The 14651-nt window shown below is 69.9% G+C and carries 11 protein-coding genes and 1 tRNA gene; 7 read left to right on the plus strand and 5 right to left on the minus strand.

Features of this window, described 5'->3' with window-relative positions:
• Window positions 1-63: 63 nt before the first annotated feature.
• Both LRA98_RS13125 and LRA98_RS04515 read right to left on the minus strand, forming a co-directional pair.
• Complete coding sequence (locus tag LRA98_RS13125) at window positions 64-2151, minus strand: ATP-dependent helicase (RefSeq protein ID WP_238632523.1); 2088 nt, start codon at window positions 2149-2151, stop codon at window positions 64-66.
• Window positions 2152-2154: 3 nt separating this feature from the next.
• On the minus strand, window positions 2155-2736 hold the full coding sequence (locus LRA98_RS04515) for a DUF1439 domain-containing protein (protein ID WP_238632524.1): 582 nt from the start codon (window positions 2734-2736) through the stop codon (window positions 2155-2157).
• A 391-nt stretch (window positions 2737-3127) separates the two neighbouring features.
• On the opposite strand from LRA98_RS04515, the gene LRA98_RS04520 reads away from it, so the two are divergent.
• From LRA98_RS04520 to LRA98_RS04530, 3 genes are read left to right on the plus strand one after another with little or no spacing between them, the layout of a single operon-like run.
• Window positions 3128-4399, plus strand: a complete 1272-nt coding sequence (locus LRA98_RS04520) for a metallophosphoesterase family protein (protein WP_238632525.1) — start codon at window positions 3128-3130, stop codon at window positions 4397-4399.
• A complete protein-coding gene (locus LRA98_RS04525) occupies window positions 4396-7932 on the plus strand; it encodes an ATP-binding protein (protein WP_238632526.1) in 3537 nt (1178 codons plus the stop codon). Before LRA98_RS04520 ends, LRA98_RS04525 begins: the two co-directional genes overlap by 4 nt.
• Complete coding sequence (locus LRA98_RS04530; RefSeq protein WP_201171298.1) at window positions 7929-8444, plus strand: SprT family zinc-dependent metalloprotease; 516 nt, start codon at window positions 7929-7931, stop codon at window positions 8442-8444. Before LRA98_RS04525 ends, LRA98_RS04530 begins: the two co-directional genes overlap by 4 nt.
• 29 nt (window positions 8445-8473) lie before the next feature.
• Here LRA98_RS04530 and queA read toward each other — a convergent pair whose 3' ends face one another.
• Both queA and LRA98_RS04540 read right to left on the minus strand, forming a co-directional pair.
• Window positions 8474-9511 carry a tRNA preQ1(34) S-adenosylmethionine ribosyltransferase-isomerase QueA gene (gene queA / locus LRA98_RS04535; protein WP_201171300.1) on the minus strand — a complete coding sequence of 346 codons (1038 nt, stop codon included), beginning with the start codon at window positions 9509-9511 and terminating at the stop codon, window positions 8474-8476.
• On the minus strand, window positions 9508-11529 hold the full coding sequence (locus LRA98_RS04540; RefSeq protein ID WP_238632527.1) for a methyl-accepting chemotaxis protein: 2022 nt from the start codon (window positions 11527-11529) through the stop codon (window positions 9508-9510). Before LRA98_RS04540 ends, queA begins: the two co-directional genes overlap by 4 nt.
• Window positions 11530-11705: 176 nt before the next feature.
• On the opposite strand from LRA98_RS04540, the gene LRA98_RS04545 reads away from it, so the two are divergent.
• Window positions 11706-11791 (plus strand) — tRNA-Leu (locus tag LRA98_RS04545).
• A 207-nt stretch (window positions 11792-11998) separates the two neighbouring features.
• On the opposite strand, the gene LRA98_RS04550 is transcribed toward LRA98_RS04545, so the two are convergent.
• Complete coding sequence (locus tag LRA98_RS04550; RefSeq protein ID WP_238632528.1) at window positions 11999-13030, minus strand: IS30 family transposase; 1032 nt, start codon at window positions 13028-13030, stop codon at window positions 11999-12001.
• A 178-nt stretch (window positions 13031-13208) separates the two neighbouring features.
• On the opposite strand from LRA98_RS04550, the gene LRA98_RS04555 reads away from it, so the two are divergent.
• From LRA98_RS04555 to LRA98_RS04565, 3 genes are all read left to right on the plus strand, one after another.
• Entirely contained in the window at window positions 13209-13550 is a 342-nt protein-coding gene (locus LRA98_RS04555; RefSeq protein ID WP_238640825.1) for a hypothetical protein, read from the plus strand.
• A gap of 33 nt (window positions 13551-13583) precedes the next feature.
• Window positions 13584-13793: a DUF3185 family protein gene (locus LRA98_RS04560; protein ID WP_238632529.1), complete on the plus strand. Its 210-nt coding sequence runs from the start codon at window positions 13584-13586 to the stop codon at window positions 13791-13793.
• Between the two features lie 220 nt (window positions 13794-14013).
• Window positions 14014-14562 (plus strand): hypothetical protein, encoded by a 549-nt coding sequence (locus LRA98_RS04565; RefSeq protein ID WP_238632530.1) that lies wholly within the window; start codon window positions 14014-14016, stop codon window positions 14560-14562.
• The last annotated feature ends 89 nt before the right edge of the window (window positions 14563-14651 follow it).

A 14651-nucleotide genomic window follows, 5' to 3' on the forward strand; every position in this document is an offset into this window, starting at 1 on the left:
CGCAACGGCTCAACCCCCGGCGCGCTCCGAGCCTAAGCACTGCGCCCGACGGCGTAAACGCATTCAGCCGGCGACCGCCTCATGCGCCTGCAGGGCCGCCAGGTAGTCACCGATGACCCGGGTGCGCAGCCGCTCATCGGGCGCCTCGCCGCGGTGCAGCGCCGCCCCGGCGGCGACGGAGCGTTCCGGCTGCGCCTCGGCAAGAAAGCGCGAAGCCACCGCCCGGCTCGGATCAAACTGCTCCGCCCGCCCACGCTGCAGCGCCCGCTCCAGGCGTGGATCCTGGGGATGCACCAGGTAAAGGCGCTGCTGAGCCCGGGTCACCGCCACATAGAACAGCCGCCGCTCGGCCTCCAGATCCGCCGCCGTGGCCTCACCGGCGCCGTAGGGAAAGGTCCCCTCCGCCAACCCGGGGACGATCACCACTGGCCACTCCAGCCCCTTGGCCCGGTGGATGGAGGTCACCCGCACGGCCTGCTCGGGGGGCGCGTCCTGCCACTGCGCCGAGCGGGCGATGAGCTCGTCGCAGCGCTCCAGGAACTCGGTCAGCCCCCAACCGCCACTGGCCGCGAAACGGCGCAGGGCGTCGACCATCATGGTGCGGTCAGTGGCCGTCTCGGCGCTGGGCGAACCACTGGCGATGGCCTCATAGAGCGAAAGCTCGGTGACGATCTCATCGAGCACATCGGCCACGGGATCGTCGCGTCGGAATGCCCCCAGGGCTTCCAGAGAGGCCATCCGCTGGCGCAGCCGCCGCCCCTTCCAGCGGGGCAGATCCCCAGCGGCGCGGGCGAGGCTGCGGGGCAACGGCAGCCGCCCGTCGGCATACCCCTGGGCCACCGCCTGCGCCTCGGGCCGACGCAGGCCGGCCACCGGTAGCATCAGCATCTCGGTCAGCAACTCCGCCGGACCGGCGCCATCGGGCAGCGGCTCGCGCAACAGGCCGGCGGCGTAGCGTAGGTAGCCGAGCAGCGCACGGACCTCGCGACGCTGAAAGAGCCCGGCGCGCCCCTCCAGACGCAGCGGCACGCCGGCCTCCAGCAGCTCCAGCTCCAGCGGCGCGGCCAGGCTGTAGAGCCGGACCAGGACCGCCACATCGGAAAGACGTCCACCGGCGGCGCGGTGCTCGGCGAGGATGCGCCGGTAGAGTTCCGGATCGCTGTCGGTACAGCGGCGCACCTCGGTGGCCGGGTTATCGGGCGCCGCCAGGCAGAGCTTGCCGTCGCGCTGGCGGTTGCGCACCACGGAGTGATTGCCCAGCAACGCCACCGTGTGGCCGAAACGGAAGGTGTGCGGCAGGGTGTAGCCGGCAGCGCCGGGGAAGTCCTCATCGAAACGGCGCACGATGTACTCCGGCCGCGCCCCGCGCCACTGGTAGACGCACTGATCCGGGTCGCCGACGACCATCACCGCGGCCCGCTCGCCGGCGATGCAGCGGATCAGCTGCTGCTGCGCCTCGTTGACGTCCTGGTACTCGTCGATGATCAGGTGATCGAAGTGGTTGCGAAAACGCCGCGCCAGGGCGTCGTCGGCCAACAGAGCCTGGACTGGCTCGTGGATCAAGTCATTGAGAAGGCGCAGCTGCTGGTCGTCGCGCAGGGCCTCGAAGCGCCGGTAGGCCTCGAGATAATGGCCCGGCAGCGACGTGCCCAGCAGGGCGGGGGCCTCGGCATGGATGACGGACGCCTCGCGGGTATCGGCCTTGACCACATCGACAAAGGCCAGGAAGGCATCGACGGCATCGTCTTCCACCGCCTCCGCCTCGTCCCGATCCTCCAGCGCGGCCTCCAGCGCATTGCGCGCCAGCTTGCGGGCGACCCACTCGGCGCTCTCCAGCCGCCGCCGCGGCACCACCCCTTCGGCCTCCAGGCGCTGCAGCAGTCGGTAGCCGGCGCTGTGGAAGGTCTGCACCGAGACCCGGTCCCGCCGACCGGCCTCGCGGATGGCCAGCGCCAGGCGGCGCTCGAAGTCCTCCCGGGCCGAGCGGTTGAACATCAGGACCCGGATTCGTGCCGGGTCCGCGCCGCGGCGCAGCAACTCGATCACCCGGGCCACCAGGGTCGCCGTCTTGCCGGACCCGGCCGCAGCGCTCACCCGGGCGTGCCCACCCGGGTGCTCGATGACCTGCCTCTGTTCGGGGGTGAATGCCACGGTCTAGCGCGGCCTTAGCACAAGCCGCCCCGGCTCGACCCGCACCTCCGCCGGGACCCGACCCAGGACCCTCCCGGTGGCGCTGTCGCGCTCGATCTCGTAGACCGGGGTCCGCTCCAGGTGTTCGCCGACCAGGCCGACCACCGGATCGACGAGTTCCGTCACCTCGCCGTTGAACCAGCGCGACTCCACCCGGCTGGTCACCAGTTCCAGCTCCCGGACGTAGACCGCACCGGCCTCATGGTCATAATCCGGCAGGCCGCGCAGGCGCAGGGCCACGCCCGCGGACTCCTGCCCCATGAGCAGGTCCACGCCGGCACGCCCCAGGATATCGAGCTGGATTCGGTCCGGCGCCTCTTCCGGACCCAGGGTGACATCGGCGGTGCGAACCGAGAAGTCGAAGGCCGCTAGCGGGCTCTGCAGACGCGCATCCCGCAGCGCTTCCAACCGGGTATCGAGGTGGGCCTGGACCTCGTCCTGCTCCACCGAATAGCTAACCAGCTGCGCGCAACCGGACAGGACCGGGAGCGCCAACACGAAAAGCATGCGGCACAGCGCTCCGCTCAGGGATCGCCGACGGTTCACCAGAGCCACCTCCTTCTGCGCGGCGAGGGCCGGCGCTGGACGGCGCGAGGCACGTCCGGCACCACGGACGCACCTAGTATAAAGGCTTTCGGCCAGGAGGCGGGCCCCGCGGGCGGGTGGTCGTCCTTGACCACCCCGCCCCAGGCCCCTACATTCGGCGGGATTCACCGCGGATCTCCCTATCCGCCCCTATCGGGCTCTCACGCCGTTGCTCGGGGTGGCTCGGCAAGCTCCCTTTGCCGAATGCGGGGTTAACGATACCCGCCCCGCGACCCCCCGCGCATGCGACACCTCTGACGGATGCATCTTCCTGCATCCGTTTGTCGACAAGCGCTGCTTGCCGCTTGCGGGTGTTAGCATAGATGGGTTTCCACCACATAATGGGAAAACCGTGCCCGCGCGCATTCTTGCCATCGGCGATCTGCACTTGGGGCGCCGCCCGAGCCGCATCCCCTCGACCATCGATCCGGCCGGCCGTCTGACCCCGGCGGCTGCCTGGGCCATGTGCGTGGAGCGTGCCGTGCGAGACGGTGCCGACGCCGTCCTGCTGGCCGGAGACGTCGTTGAGGACAGCGACGACCTCTATGAGGCGTTCCCCGATCTGCGCAGCGGCGTGGAGCGCCTGGCTGCCCACGGCATACCGGTCGCCGGCGTCTCCGGGAACCACGACGGCGACGTCCTACCCCGCCTGGCCGAGAGCCTCCCGGCCTTTCAGCTGCTCGGTCACAACGGCACCTGGGAAACCGTCGAAATCGGCGGGGTGGAGATCCTCGGCTGGTCCTTCCCCGGCACCACCGCCCCCGACAGCCCCCTGGCGCACCCTGTCCCGCGGCGGACCGGCACCCGGCCACGCATCGGCCTGCTCCACTGCGACCGGGACCAGACCGGCAGCCGCTACGCGCCGGTGCGCTCGGCGGATCTGGAAGCCGCGGACACCGACGCCTGGCTGCTTGGCCACATCCACCGTCCGGACATGCTGAGCGGCCCCCGGCCCATCGGCTATCTAGGCAGCGTACTCGGCCTCGACCCCGGCGAACCGGGCGCCCGCGGCCCCTGGTGGATCCAGGTCGACGGTCCCGGGCGCATCGAGGCCGAGCATGTCCCGCTGGCCCCGCTGCGCTGGGAGTCGCTGGCGGTCAGCGCCGAGAGCATCGACCACGCCGATGAGCTCCACCCACGGGTGATGGCGGCGCTTGACGCCCTCCACCTAGAGCTGAGCCGCAACGGCGCCGAAGCCCAGGCGGTGGGTTGCCGGCTGCAGATCACCGGGCGCCCCGCACCCGGTGCCGGAATCGAGGCGCGCCTGCAGGAGACCGGTCTGGCCGAGCTCCACGAGGTGCGCGATGGGGTCCACTACTTTGTCGAGGCCGTGCGCATGGCCACGGAGCCAGCGCTCGACCTGGAACGCCTGGCACAGGGCAGCGATCCGGTTGGACTCCTGGCACGGCGCCTACTGATCCTGCGGCGCCAGCCGGGCGATGCCGAGCGTGCCGAACTGATCCGCCGCGCCCGGCCGGAACTCGAGGCGGTCGCCCGGCAGCGCACTTTCTGGGGGCTGGAGTCTCCCCGCCTGGACGAGGCGCGCATCGCCGAAGCCCTCGAACAGGCTGCCCGCCAAGCCCTGGAGCGCCTCCTGGCCCAGGACCGGGAGGCCGCATCGTGAGACTGCGCCGGCTGCGAATCCTGCGCCTGCCCGGCATCGATCCGGGCTTCACCGTCGAGGATACCGCCGACGGGCTGCAGCTGATCGTCGGCCCCAATGCCTCGGGCAAGAGCAGCCTGATCCGTGCCCTTCGCGCCCTGCTTGAGCCGGGGCGGCGCATGGCGGGCACGGTGCACCTGGAAGCCGACGTGGAAACGGCCGTCGGACCCATGCAGGTCACCCGGGTCGGCGACCGGGTCACCTGGTACCGCGACGGCGCCCCGGCCGATCCGCCGGCCCTGCCCCCGCCCCACCTGCTCGGTTGCTACGCCCTGCAGGTGGAAGGACTGACCGATCCGGGGGCCACCGACGCCGAAATCGGCCGAGAGCTGGTCCGCGAACTCGCCGGCGGGTATGACCTGGCGGCGCTGACCGCCCAGAACGGCCCGTTCCACCTCAAGCGCAACCACGGCGATGCCGAGGCCCGCGCCCTGGAACGGGCGCGCAAGGAGTGGCGGGAGCGGCGACATGAACACGAGAACCTGATCGCCGACGAGCAGCGCCTGGCGGAGCTCGAGGCGGAGTACCGCGCCGCCGAGCAGGCCCGACACGAGGCCGAGCAGCTGCGCCAGGCCGGCGAACTGGCGGCGGCGCGGACCGAGCTGCGACGCATCGACGACCAGCTGGCGCACTTCCCCACCGGGATGGACCACCTGCACGGCGACGAACTCCAGCGCCTGGAGCAGGAAGAGGCGGCCCGGGACCGCATCCACACCGAGCAGGAGAAACTCGCCGAGGCGGAACAGGCCTGCGCCCGGCAGCTGGCCGATACCCGCCTGCCCGATGCCGCCCCCGACGCTGAGACCCTGCAGCGCCACCGGCAGCTGCTGCGCGAACTCAGCGAACGCGAGCGGGAGGGCCGCCAGGCCGAGGAGGATGCTGCCGCCGCCCGGCGGCGGCAGCAGGAGATCGCCGAGGCCCTCGGCGCCTCGGAACCCGCCGCCGTGCGCATCGACCCGGCGGCGCTGCGCACCCTGGAGGAGCAGCTGGAGCCGTACCAGCGCGCGGAGGCGGAGCTAACCGCCCTGGAACGGGAGCTGACCCGCCTCGCCGATCCGGACCATCCCCGCCTGCCCCGGGCCGAAACGGTGCGCGCCGGACGGCGCGAGCTGATCCACTGGCTCAGCGCCCGCCAGCCGACCCGCCCCGGCATCCTCGCCGGCACGGCCGGCGTGCTGGGCATGGGCGCCCCGCCGGCGCTGGTCGGCACCCTCTTCTGGCTCGAGCCGCAGTGGCAGTGGCATCCCGGTTGGGTGGCGGCCGCCGTCGGTACCACCGCAGCCCTGATCTACGCCGCCAGCGCGGTCCTGCGTGCGCCTCAGGCCGACGCGCTGCGCGATGCCGCCCGGCGACGCTACCCGACCGAGCTCCCCCAGCCCCGCGCCTGGGAACACGAGGCCGTCGGCTCCTGCCTGGAACAACTCGACGCCCTGCTCCACGCCGCGGAGCGGCGCGAACAGCACAACCAGCGCGCCGCCGAACAGCAACGGTGCAAGCGCGAGCTGCAAGGCCTGCGCGAGGATCTCTCGCGCCGCGCCCGCCAGCTCGGCGGCGACGGCAACCGGCTGGCAGCGAGCACCCTGCACTACCTGCAGAGCCTACGCGACTGGAACCAGGCCGCCGCCGACCGGGCCGAGGCCGAAGCCCGGCGCGAGGCGCGCCGCAACGAGGCCGAGCGCCTGCGCACCGAGATCGGCGACTTCCTGAAGACCTGGCAGTCCTTGCCTCCAGATGGCGGTGACGACGTCGAGGCCCTGATTGCCGCCGTCGACGCGCTGGCCAACCGGGCGCAGCAGCGCACCGAGGCGCTGCGCCAGCAGCAGGACCTGGAGCGCTGGCGGGCCGATCTGGCTCGACAGACCGAGGAGCGGCGCCAGGCCATCGAACAGCTCTTTGCCCGCGCCGGGATCACCGACCAGGATCGGGACACGCTGCACCGGCGACTGGAGCAGCGCCCGGAGTGGCAGCAGCTCCAGGAACAGCGCCGTCAGTGGCAGGCCGAAGAGCAGGCCGCCCGCCGCGCCCTGGCCGACGCCCCGGAGCTCCTCGAACGCGCCGGACAGGTCTCGGCCGAAACCCTGCACGCCGAGGCCGCCGATCGCCTGGCGCGGGCCGGCGACGCGCAGCAGATCAGCGAGACCATCGGCTCGATCCGCCAACGGATCCGTGACGTCCAGCAGACCCGCCCGCTGGAACAGGCCCGCGCCGAAATCCAGGCCGCCAGCGATGCGCTGGGTGAACGCCTGCAAGAGGCACTGCTCAGCCACGCCGGGCGCTGGCTGATGGACGATGTCCGCCAGGAGCACACCAGCGAACGCCGCCCCGAAGCACTTCGCCGGGCGGAGGCGTGGCTGCAGCGCTTCACCGACCACCAGTACACGTTGCGCTTTGTGCCCGATGCCGACGGCAACGGCCGTTTCCTGGCCCGGGATCAACACGCCGGCACCGACCGCAGCCTGGCCGAGCTGTCCACCGGCACACGCATGCAGCTGCTGCTGGCCGTGCGGGTCGCCTTCGCCCTGGAGGCCGAGCGCGGCCGCGAGCCGCTGCCGCTGTTCCTCGACGAGGCCCTGACCACCACCGACCACGACCGCTTCGCCGCCGTGGCCGGCGCCCTGACCACCCTGGCCGAGGAGGACGGGCGGCAGATCTTCTACCTCAGCGCCCAGACCACCGAGCCGCAGCTCTGGCGCCAGGCGGGCGTCGAGCCGCCGGTGATCGACCTGGCCGAGGTCCGCCGCCTGGCCCGCGGCAGCGCCTCCGCCGGGGATCTTTCCCTGCCGCAGCGCCACCCACTGCCGGCGCCGGAGGACCACACCGCGGCCAGCTACGGCGCCGCGCTGGAGGCCCCATGGATCGATCCCTGGCAGGGCACCGGGGCCATCCACCTCTTCCACGTCCTGCGCGACGATCTCGACCGGTTGCACCGGATCCTCGCCGCCGGCTTCGAGTACCTCGGCCCGCTGCGCGGCCTGCTCGACAGCGACGCGGCGCAAACGCTGTTCACCGCGCAGGAACGCGCCGAGCTGGCCGTACGGATCATCGTCGCCGAGGCGTGGCTGGAGGCCTACGCCATCGGTCGCGGCACTCCCATCGACCGGGCCAGCCTGGCCGCCGCGGCGCCCATCGCCGGCAGCAAGATGTGCGACGACGTGGCCGCACTGGCCGACGGCCACCAGGGCGACGCCGCTGCCATCCTCCAGGCGCTGGAGAACAAGGCCGTCCCCGGCTTCCTAACGCGCAAGATCGGCGAGCTGCGCGAATGGCTCGAACAACAGGGCTACCTCGACCCCCGCCCGCCGAGCCGCCGCGAGGATCGCCTGCAGCGGGCCCTGAGCGCCGCCGGCGGGGCGATCCACGAGGAGACCGTCACTGCCGCGCAGGTCCGTCGCTGGGTGGATCAGCTGGAGGCGGGGCTGGCCCCCTTGCAAGAGGAGCACCCCGATGGGAGCGCCGCGACCACCGAGCCGGGGACCGCGGAGGCCTCCTCGTGAACGCGCCGGGGTCGGTGGCCGAACGGGCCCGGGTGGTGGAACGGGAGACCGGGGCGTGGTGGGAGCGGTTCGGCGCCACCTACCCCGCGCTGCGCCAGGCCTCTACGCCACGGGTCGAGTGGCTGCGCCGCGGCTCGACTGCCGGCCGGGCCGACCTGCGCCGCTGGGTGGTGGCCTTCAATCGGCCCATGCTCCGGCGCGAGGACGGCTTTCGCATCATCCTGCCGGATACCGTGGTCCATGAGCTGGCCCACCTGGCCGCCTTCCACCTCTACGACAGCCGCGGCCACGACGCCGCCTGGCGCGGGATGATGGAGCGCATGGGCATCCCGCCACGGCGCACCCACGACCTCGACATCACCGGCCTGCCCGGGGTCCAGCGCCGCTGGCGCTACCGCTGCGGCTGCGGCGAGGTGCAGCTGAGCACCACCCGCCACAACCGCATTCTGCGCGGCACCCAGATCTACCGCTGCACCCGCTGTCACCGGCAGCTCGAACGCGCCGACGACTAGCCGGACCGCGATGCCGGTGCCCGAGCGGATCAGATCAGCAGCATGGCATCGCCGTAGCTGAAGAAGCGGTACTCCTCGGCAACGGCGTGGCGGTAGGCGGCCATGACCGATTCGTAACCGCCGAAGGCGCTGACCAGCATCAGCAGCGTCGACTCGGGCAGGTGGAAGTTGGTGAGCAACCCGTCCACGACACGGAACCGGTAGCCCGGCGTGATGAAAAGCCGCGTCTCGCCACTGTGGGGTGCCAGCTCCCCGTCGGCCGCCGCACTCTCCAGCGCGCGGACCACTGTGGTCCCCACCGCCACCACCCGGCCGCCGCGCTCGTGGGTGGCGTTCACCGCCGCCACTGTCTCGGCGCCGACCTCTAGCCGCTCGGCGTGCATGGTGTGGGCACTCAGGTCGTCGCTCTCCACCGGGGCGAAGGTCCCGGCCCCCACATGCAGGGTCACCCGGGCTGTCTCCACCCCATCGGCACGCAGGCGCTCGAGCATGGCGTCATCGAAGTGCAGCCCCGCCGTCGGCGCGGCCACGGCCCCGGGGCGGGCGGCGAAGACGGTCTGATAGCGGGTGCGGTCCTCGTCGTCGTCCGGGCGACGGATATAGGGCGGCAGCGGCACGTGACCGACCCGCTCCAGATAGTCCCACAGGCTGTCGGCCAGGCCGGTCAGGTGCAGGCGGAAAAAGCGGCCCTCGCGCCCGAGCACCTCGGCCTGCACCCCCTCGGCCAGCTCCAGCCGGCCACCGGGCTTCGGCGCCCGGTTGGCGCGCAGCTGACAGATCAGTACCCCGGCGGCGGCATCCTCCACTCGCTCGATGAAGACCTCGACCCGCGCCCCGGTGGGCTTGGCCGCCTCCAGCCGCGCCGGGATGACCCGGGTGTCGTTGAGCACCAGCAGATCCCCGGGGCGCAGGTAGTCGGGCAGATCGGCAAAGCGGCGGTCGGCCAGCGCCCCATCCTCGGTGCGCAGCACCAGCATCCGGCTGTCGGATCGCCGCGCTGCCGGCCGATGGGCGATCAGGCCTTCGGGCAAGTCGTAATGGAAGTCGCTGCGCCGCCACTCGGTCACGATCGTTCGCTGCCCTCATCAATCTTGAACTGTTGAACAAGCGCCTGCAGCCCCTCGGCCTCGCGGCGCAGTTGCTGGGCCGTCTGCGCCGCCTGATTGACGCCGCCGCTGGTCTGCTGGGTGACCTGATTGACCGCATCCACATTCTGGGCGATCTCGGCGGCGACGTTGGACTGCTGCTCGGCGGCAGTGGCGATGGACTGCACGTTCTCGGCCACGCTCTGCGCCTTTTCGACGATCCGCTGCAGCGCCGCCCCGGCCGCCTCGGCCTGCCCCAACCCTTCGTTGACCTGCCCCGAACTCTGCTCCATGCCCGTGACGGCCGTATCGGTGCGCTCCTGGATCTGCTGCAGTGCCTCGGAGACCTGCCGCGTGGCGTCCACCGTCCGCTGGGACAGAGAGCGTACTTCGTCGGCCACCACGGCGAAACCGCGCCCCTGCTCACCGGCGCGGGCCGCCTCGATGGCGGCGTTGAGCGCCAGCAGGTTGGTCTGCTCGGCGATCCCGTCGATCATCGAGATGATCTCGCCGATCTGCTCGCCGCTGCGCCCGAGGGCGGTCACCGCCTCGCTGGCCCGCTCGACACTGGCGGCCACCTCGTGCATTCGCGTCACCAGCCCCTGGACCGTCTCCTGGCCGTCGGTGGCCGTCTCGCCGGCCTGCACGGCGGCCGTGGCCGCCTCGCTGGTCTGGCGCGAGACATCGTGGATCGAGCTCGACATCTCCTCGATGGCGCTGGAGACCTGCTGGGTCTGGTCCGACTGCTCGACCATACCCGATTCGATCTGGGCATTGCTGGCGGCGATCCGCGCCACACCGTCCGTAACATCCCGGCTGGCCCCGGAGAGCTGCACGATCATGCCGTGGATCCGGTCCATCAGGCGATTGAACCAGTAGCCGACCTCGCCCAGCTCATCGGCACGGCGCTCATCCACCCGGCGGGTCAGATCGCCGTCGCCCTCGGCGATATCGCGCAGCCCATGAACCAACTGACCCAGCGGCCGGGTCAGCGACCGCGTCGTCCACGCCGCCGTACCGAAGGCCAGCAAGCCGACCAGCAAAAGACCGATGACGAGGGTCGCCCCCGCCTCCCGGACAACTCCGACCACACCGTCGCTGGCCCGCTCACCACTCTCGGCGGTGTGCCCGGCCAGCTCGGATACCGCAGCCAGGGCCCGGGCGCTGGTCTCGGCGCGCTCCTCGCGCAGCTCGGCCAGCTCCTCCTGCGCCGCGGCCAGCCCCGTCGCGTAATCCTGATACTCGACAATCGCGTCGTTGATCTCCTCGAGGAGCTGCCGCTCCTGCTCGTCGGCAGCGGTGGCGCGCAGGATGCTGAAGTGCACCTGCACCTGCCCAAACCCCGGCAGGGCCCCCTGCAGACGGGTCGGGTCGCGCGTCTCCAGCGAGTGCAGGGCAGCCCGGTGGATATCGCCGGTGACCATGCGGATCTCGTTGAGCCGCGAGAGATCCTGCAGTCGCTGACTGCGCACCTCGGCAGCACTCTGCCCGGCCGGCGGCTGGAAGTCCGCCGCCTGGGCGGCCTCGACCCGCTCGCGCTGCTCATCGAGCAGGTACTGCGTCTCCTCCAGGGCAATGTTGGCCGATCGCAGCAGGCCCTCGCGCTTCTCGCGCAGCCGCCCGACGGCCTCGGCGGTGGCGTCGGTGGCCTGCCGGTAGGCGTCCATCGCCGCCTCGGCCTCCTCGGCGAACTCGGCGATGCGACCGCCACGCGCCGCGCGCACCTGCTCGATCTGCGCCACGGCCTCATCGTGGGCCTCGGCGGCGCGCTCGGCGGCCTCGGGCGCGTGGGTCAGCCCGTACTCCTGCCAGCGCTGGGCACTCTGCTGGACGTGCGCCTCGATCTGACGTGCCGCCAGCAGCTCCGGCAGCACCTCCTCACGGAGCTCCGAGGCATGATCGTCGATGGTGCCCAGCTGCCACACCGCCACCGCCCCCAGGGCGCCAGCCAGACCGATCACCAGGCCGAATCCCGTCCCGAGCTTCCATCGGATGCGCATGCATTGCTCCTTATCCCCGGCCGTGAACACCGCCACGCGGCAGCCCAACCACCTCACGACCGACCACGCGACTGACTGCATCATCACCCTTGGCGACCACCGACCGGATTCCTTGAACTTGCTATCCTCCCGGCGGCTGGCCGGCGCCGCGTGGCGTGGTACAATAACGGCACTATGCCGGGATGGCGGAACTGGTAGACGCGCTCGACTCAAAATCGAGTGGGCATCGCCCATGTGGGTTCGAGTCCCACTCCCGGCACCAAGCATCTAGAAAAAACAGCGACTTGAAAACAACAAGCCGCTCTGCCCCACTACCCAACGACTTTACGCTGCAGCCCGGGGACCAGATCTGGGTCAGGGCGCCCATGTAAAACACCTCATTTTCCAAGAAGTATTGCCACCAGAAAACCGCCTACTCCCAAAACCTCAACCTCTCATAGCCTTGTCATCAAACAGTTAGTTCTTGGATTCAAGAATCAAGTGCAACAGTTTTGCCGAGGGCCTGAAGCTCCTCAGCCATGGCTTCTTCGGGCGTGGCGAAGCCCAGCGCCTTGCGGGGCCGCTGGTTCAATAACCGCGCCACATCATTGAGATACGTCTGGCTGTGCTCGCTCAGGTCGGTGCCCTTGGGCATGAACTCGCGCAGCAGGCCGTTGGTGTTCTCGTTGCTGCCGCGCTGCCATGGTGCATGCGGATCGGCGAACCAGATATCCAGTTTCAGTCGCCGGGCCAGCTCTTCGTGGCAGGCCATCTCGCTACCCCGGTCGTAGGTGAAACTCTGGCGCATGATGGCCGGCTGCTTGCCGAGCTGACGACTGAAGCCCTCGAGGGCGTCCAGGGCGGTGCAGCCGTTCATCTTGCTCAGGACCACGTAGCGGGTCTTGCGCTCGACCACGGTGCCCACCGCTGAACGGTTGTAGGCGCCCTTGATGAAGTCGCCCTCCCAATGGCCGGGAAACAGGCGACTCTCGATGTCTTCCGGGCGATTCACGATGCGGAGATCGTCCGGGACCATGGAGCCGCCGGCCGGCGTTGTGCGGCGGCGGCCGCGAGTCGCTTTCTGTTGGCGCAGGGCCTCGATCATCGCCTTCTTCAGCTCCCCCTTGGGGTGGGCATAGATGCTGGCGTAGATGGTCTCGTGGCTGATGTGGCACTCGGGGTTGTCGGGATGCATCCGTCGGAGTCTGCCTGCGATCTGCTCGGGTGACCAGCGCAGGAAGCAGAGCCCGATTTCGACGCGCTTGAAGAGCCAGTTGCCCTGGACCAGACGGGGCTTGCGACCGCAGTGCTGACGGCGCAGCCGGTAGCCCTGAGCTGCCCGTGTCGGGCAGTAGCGCATCGCCTCGTCATCCGGGTCGAGACCGCGTTTCAGCTCACGAGCCACGGTGCTGACATTGCGGCCGAGCATCCGGGCGATGGCCCGAGCGCTCTTGTTGTCGGTGTGGGCCGCCAGGATGGCGCCCCGCTCTTCACTGCTGAGGTGCTGGTATCGTCTGTCCATCGCAACATCCTGCCCCGTAAATGGTGTGGGTGTTGCACTTGAAAGTTGAGTCTAAGCTCCCCCCCCTGCTCGTCCTCAAGCGCCTAGCCCGCCGGCTGGCATTTCCGGAGACACGCCATGCGGTGCGGACCTTGCTGCACGATGCGTCCCGCAACCTGCAACCCAAGGAGTAGCCGCCGTGCTTTCGTTAAAAGATCGGGTCGCCCACCAACGCGATACATTAATAGCCCGCGGCCCGGACATCCGCTTGCGCGCGGAGCGGATCCACAAGCGGCTGCGTCATCCCGCACTCCTCATCCCAGCCTTCCTGGGCGGCATGCTCGCCGCCCGGGGGGCACCGCCGGTGCTACACGCCCTTCCCAGGGTCACCGCGCGGCTAAGGAACACCACGGAAGCCCTTCGCAAGCTCGACACCATCGTCAAACTGAGCGCCGCACTGCCTCTTATCCTCCTGCGTCTATCCGACGCCGAACTCAGTACGTCATCGCACAGAAAGACCCGACAAGAGGTGTTGCCATGACTCGGACCGATCATAGTTACCGGAGGAACGGCCATGCACGGCTATCAGATTTTGGGCATCATCCTTCTCGTTGCAGCCGCAGCGCTCCTATATTTCGGCTACGCCGCCTCGCAGGGCGTCGGCGAACAGGTTCACAAGACCTTCACGGGCCGATTCACGGACGCCACAACCTGGTACTTCGCATTCGGGATTGCTGCAGCCATAGGCGGTTTGGTGATGCTGAAACTTGGGGTTCGAGGTTAGCCGTCCCATTCAACCGCCTATGACGCCAAGTCGCGGGCGGTTGGTAGCGGCCGATGGGCTTATGTGCGGTTACACGCAGACAGCCGAGGGCACAGCGCCCATCCTAAGGGTGCGTTGGCGACGGCTAGCTGCCGCGATGTCGCCGCAGCACGGCCTGCGCCAAGTACACAATGGCGCATTTCGAGTACGCCATCCGAAGCTTAATAGCTAGGAGGATCTTATGATCCGACTCAAGACTGCAGCAGTTACCCTCTGCCTTATCGGCGCACTACCCGTGGCCGCATCCGCACAATCCCCAGGGGTCGGTCCGCAGGAAGGCGAGCGGGAGTTCTCTATCTCCGGTACCGGCAGCACCGATCAGAAGTTCAATAGCGGGACGTTCGGCGTAACCGGCGATATCGGCTGGTATCTGCGGGACGACATGGCCGCCGGTGTTCGGCAAAGCATCAACTACGCCAACATCGAAGGCGAAAGCCTCTCCGATGATTTCTGGAACGGCGCAACCCGTGGTTACTTCAACTACCACTTCCTTGCAGACCGCGCGCGGCCATTTATCGGCGCCAGCCTCGGCGGCATCTACGGCGACGGCGTCGAGAACAGCGCCTTCGCCGGCCTAGAGGGGGGGCTGAAGTACTACGTGCGTGAGAAGACCTATGTCCTCGGCCGCGCCGAGTACCAGTTCTTCTTCAGCAGCAGCAGCGATGCCTCCGATGCGTTCCAAGACGACGGGGCCTGGGCCTATACCGTAGGCTTGGGGTACCACTTCTAAACCACCACACCGGCCACGCAGCGGCCGGCCCCCCGGCCGCTGCAGTTCATACCACAACCGGCCCACGTCCCCCCTCTCCTCGCCGCCAC

The organism is Halorhodospira sp. M38 (genome assembly GCF_022227985.1).
GTDB classification, from domain to species: Bacteria; Pseudomonadota; Gammaproteobacteria; order Nitrococcales; family Halorhodospiraceae; genus Halorhodospira; species Halorhodospira halophila_A.

Excerpts from the sequence above, each read along its gene's own strand:
- LRA98_RS04565 (WP_238632530.1), top strand. The coding sequence starts at position 14,014 with ATGATCCGACTCAAGACTGCAGCAGTTACCCTCTGCCTTATCGGCGCA.
- LRA98_RS04540 (WP_238632527.1), bottom strand. The coding sequence starts at position 11,529 with ATGCGCATCCGATGGAAGCTCGGGACGGGATTCGGCCTGGTGATCGGT.
- LRA98_RS04560 (WP_238632529.1), top strand. The coding sequence starts at position 13,584 with ATGCACGGCTATCAGATTTTGGGCATCATCCTTCTCGTTGCAGCCGCA.
- LRA98_RS04550 (WP_238632528.1), bottom strand. The coding sequence starts at position 13,030 with ATGGACAGACGATACCAGCACCTCAGCAGTGAAGAGCGGGGCGCCATC.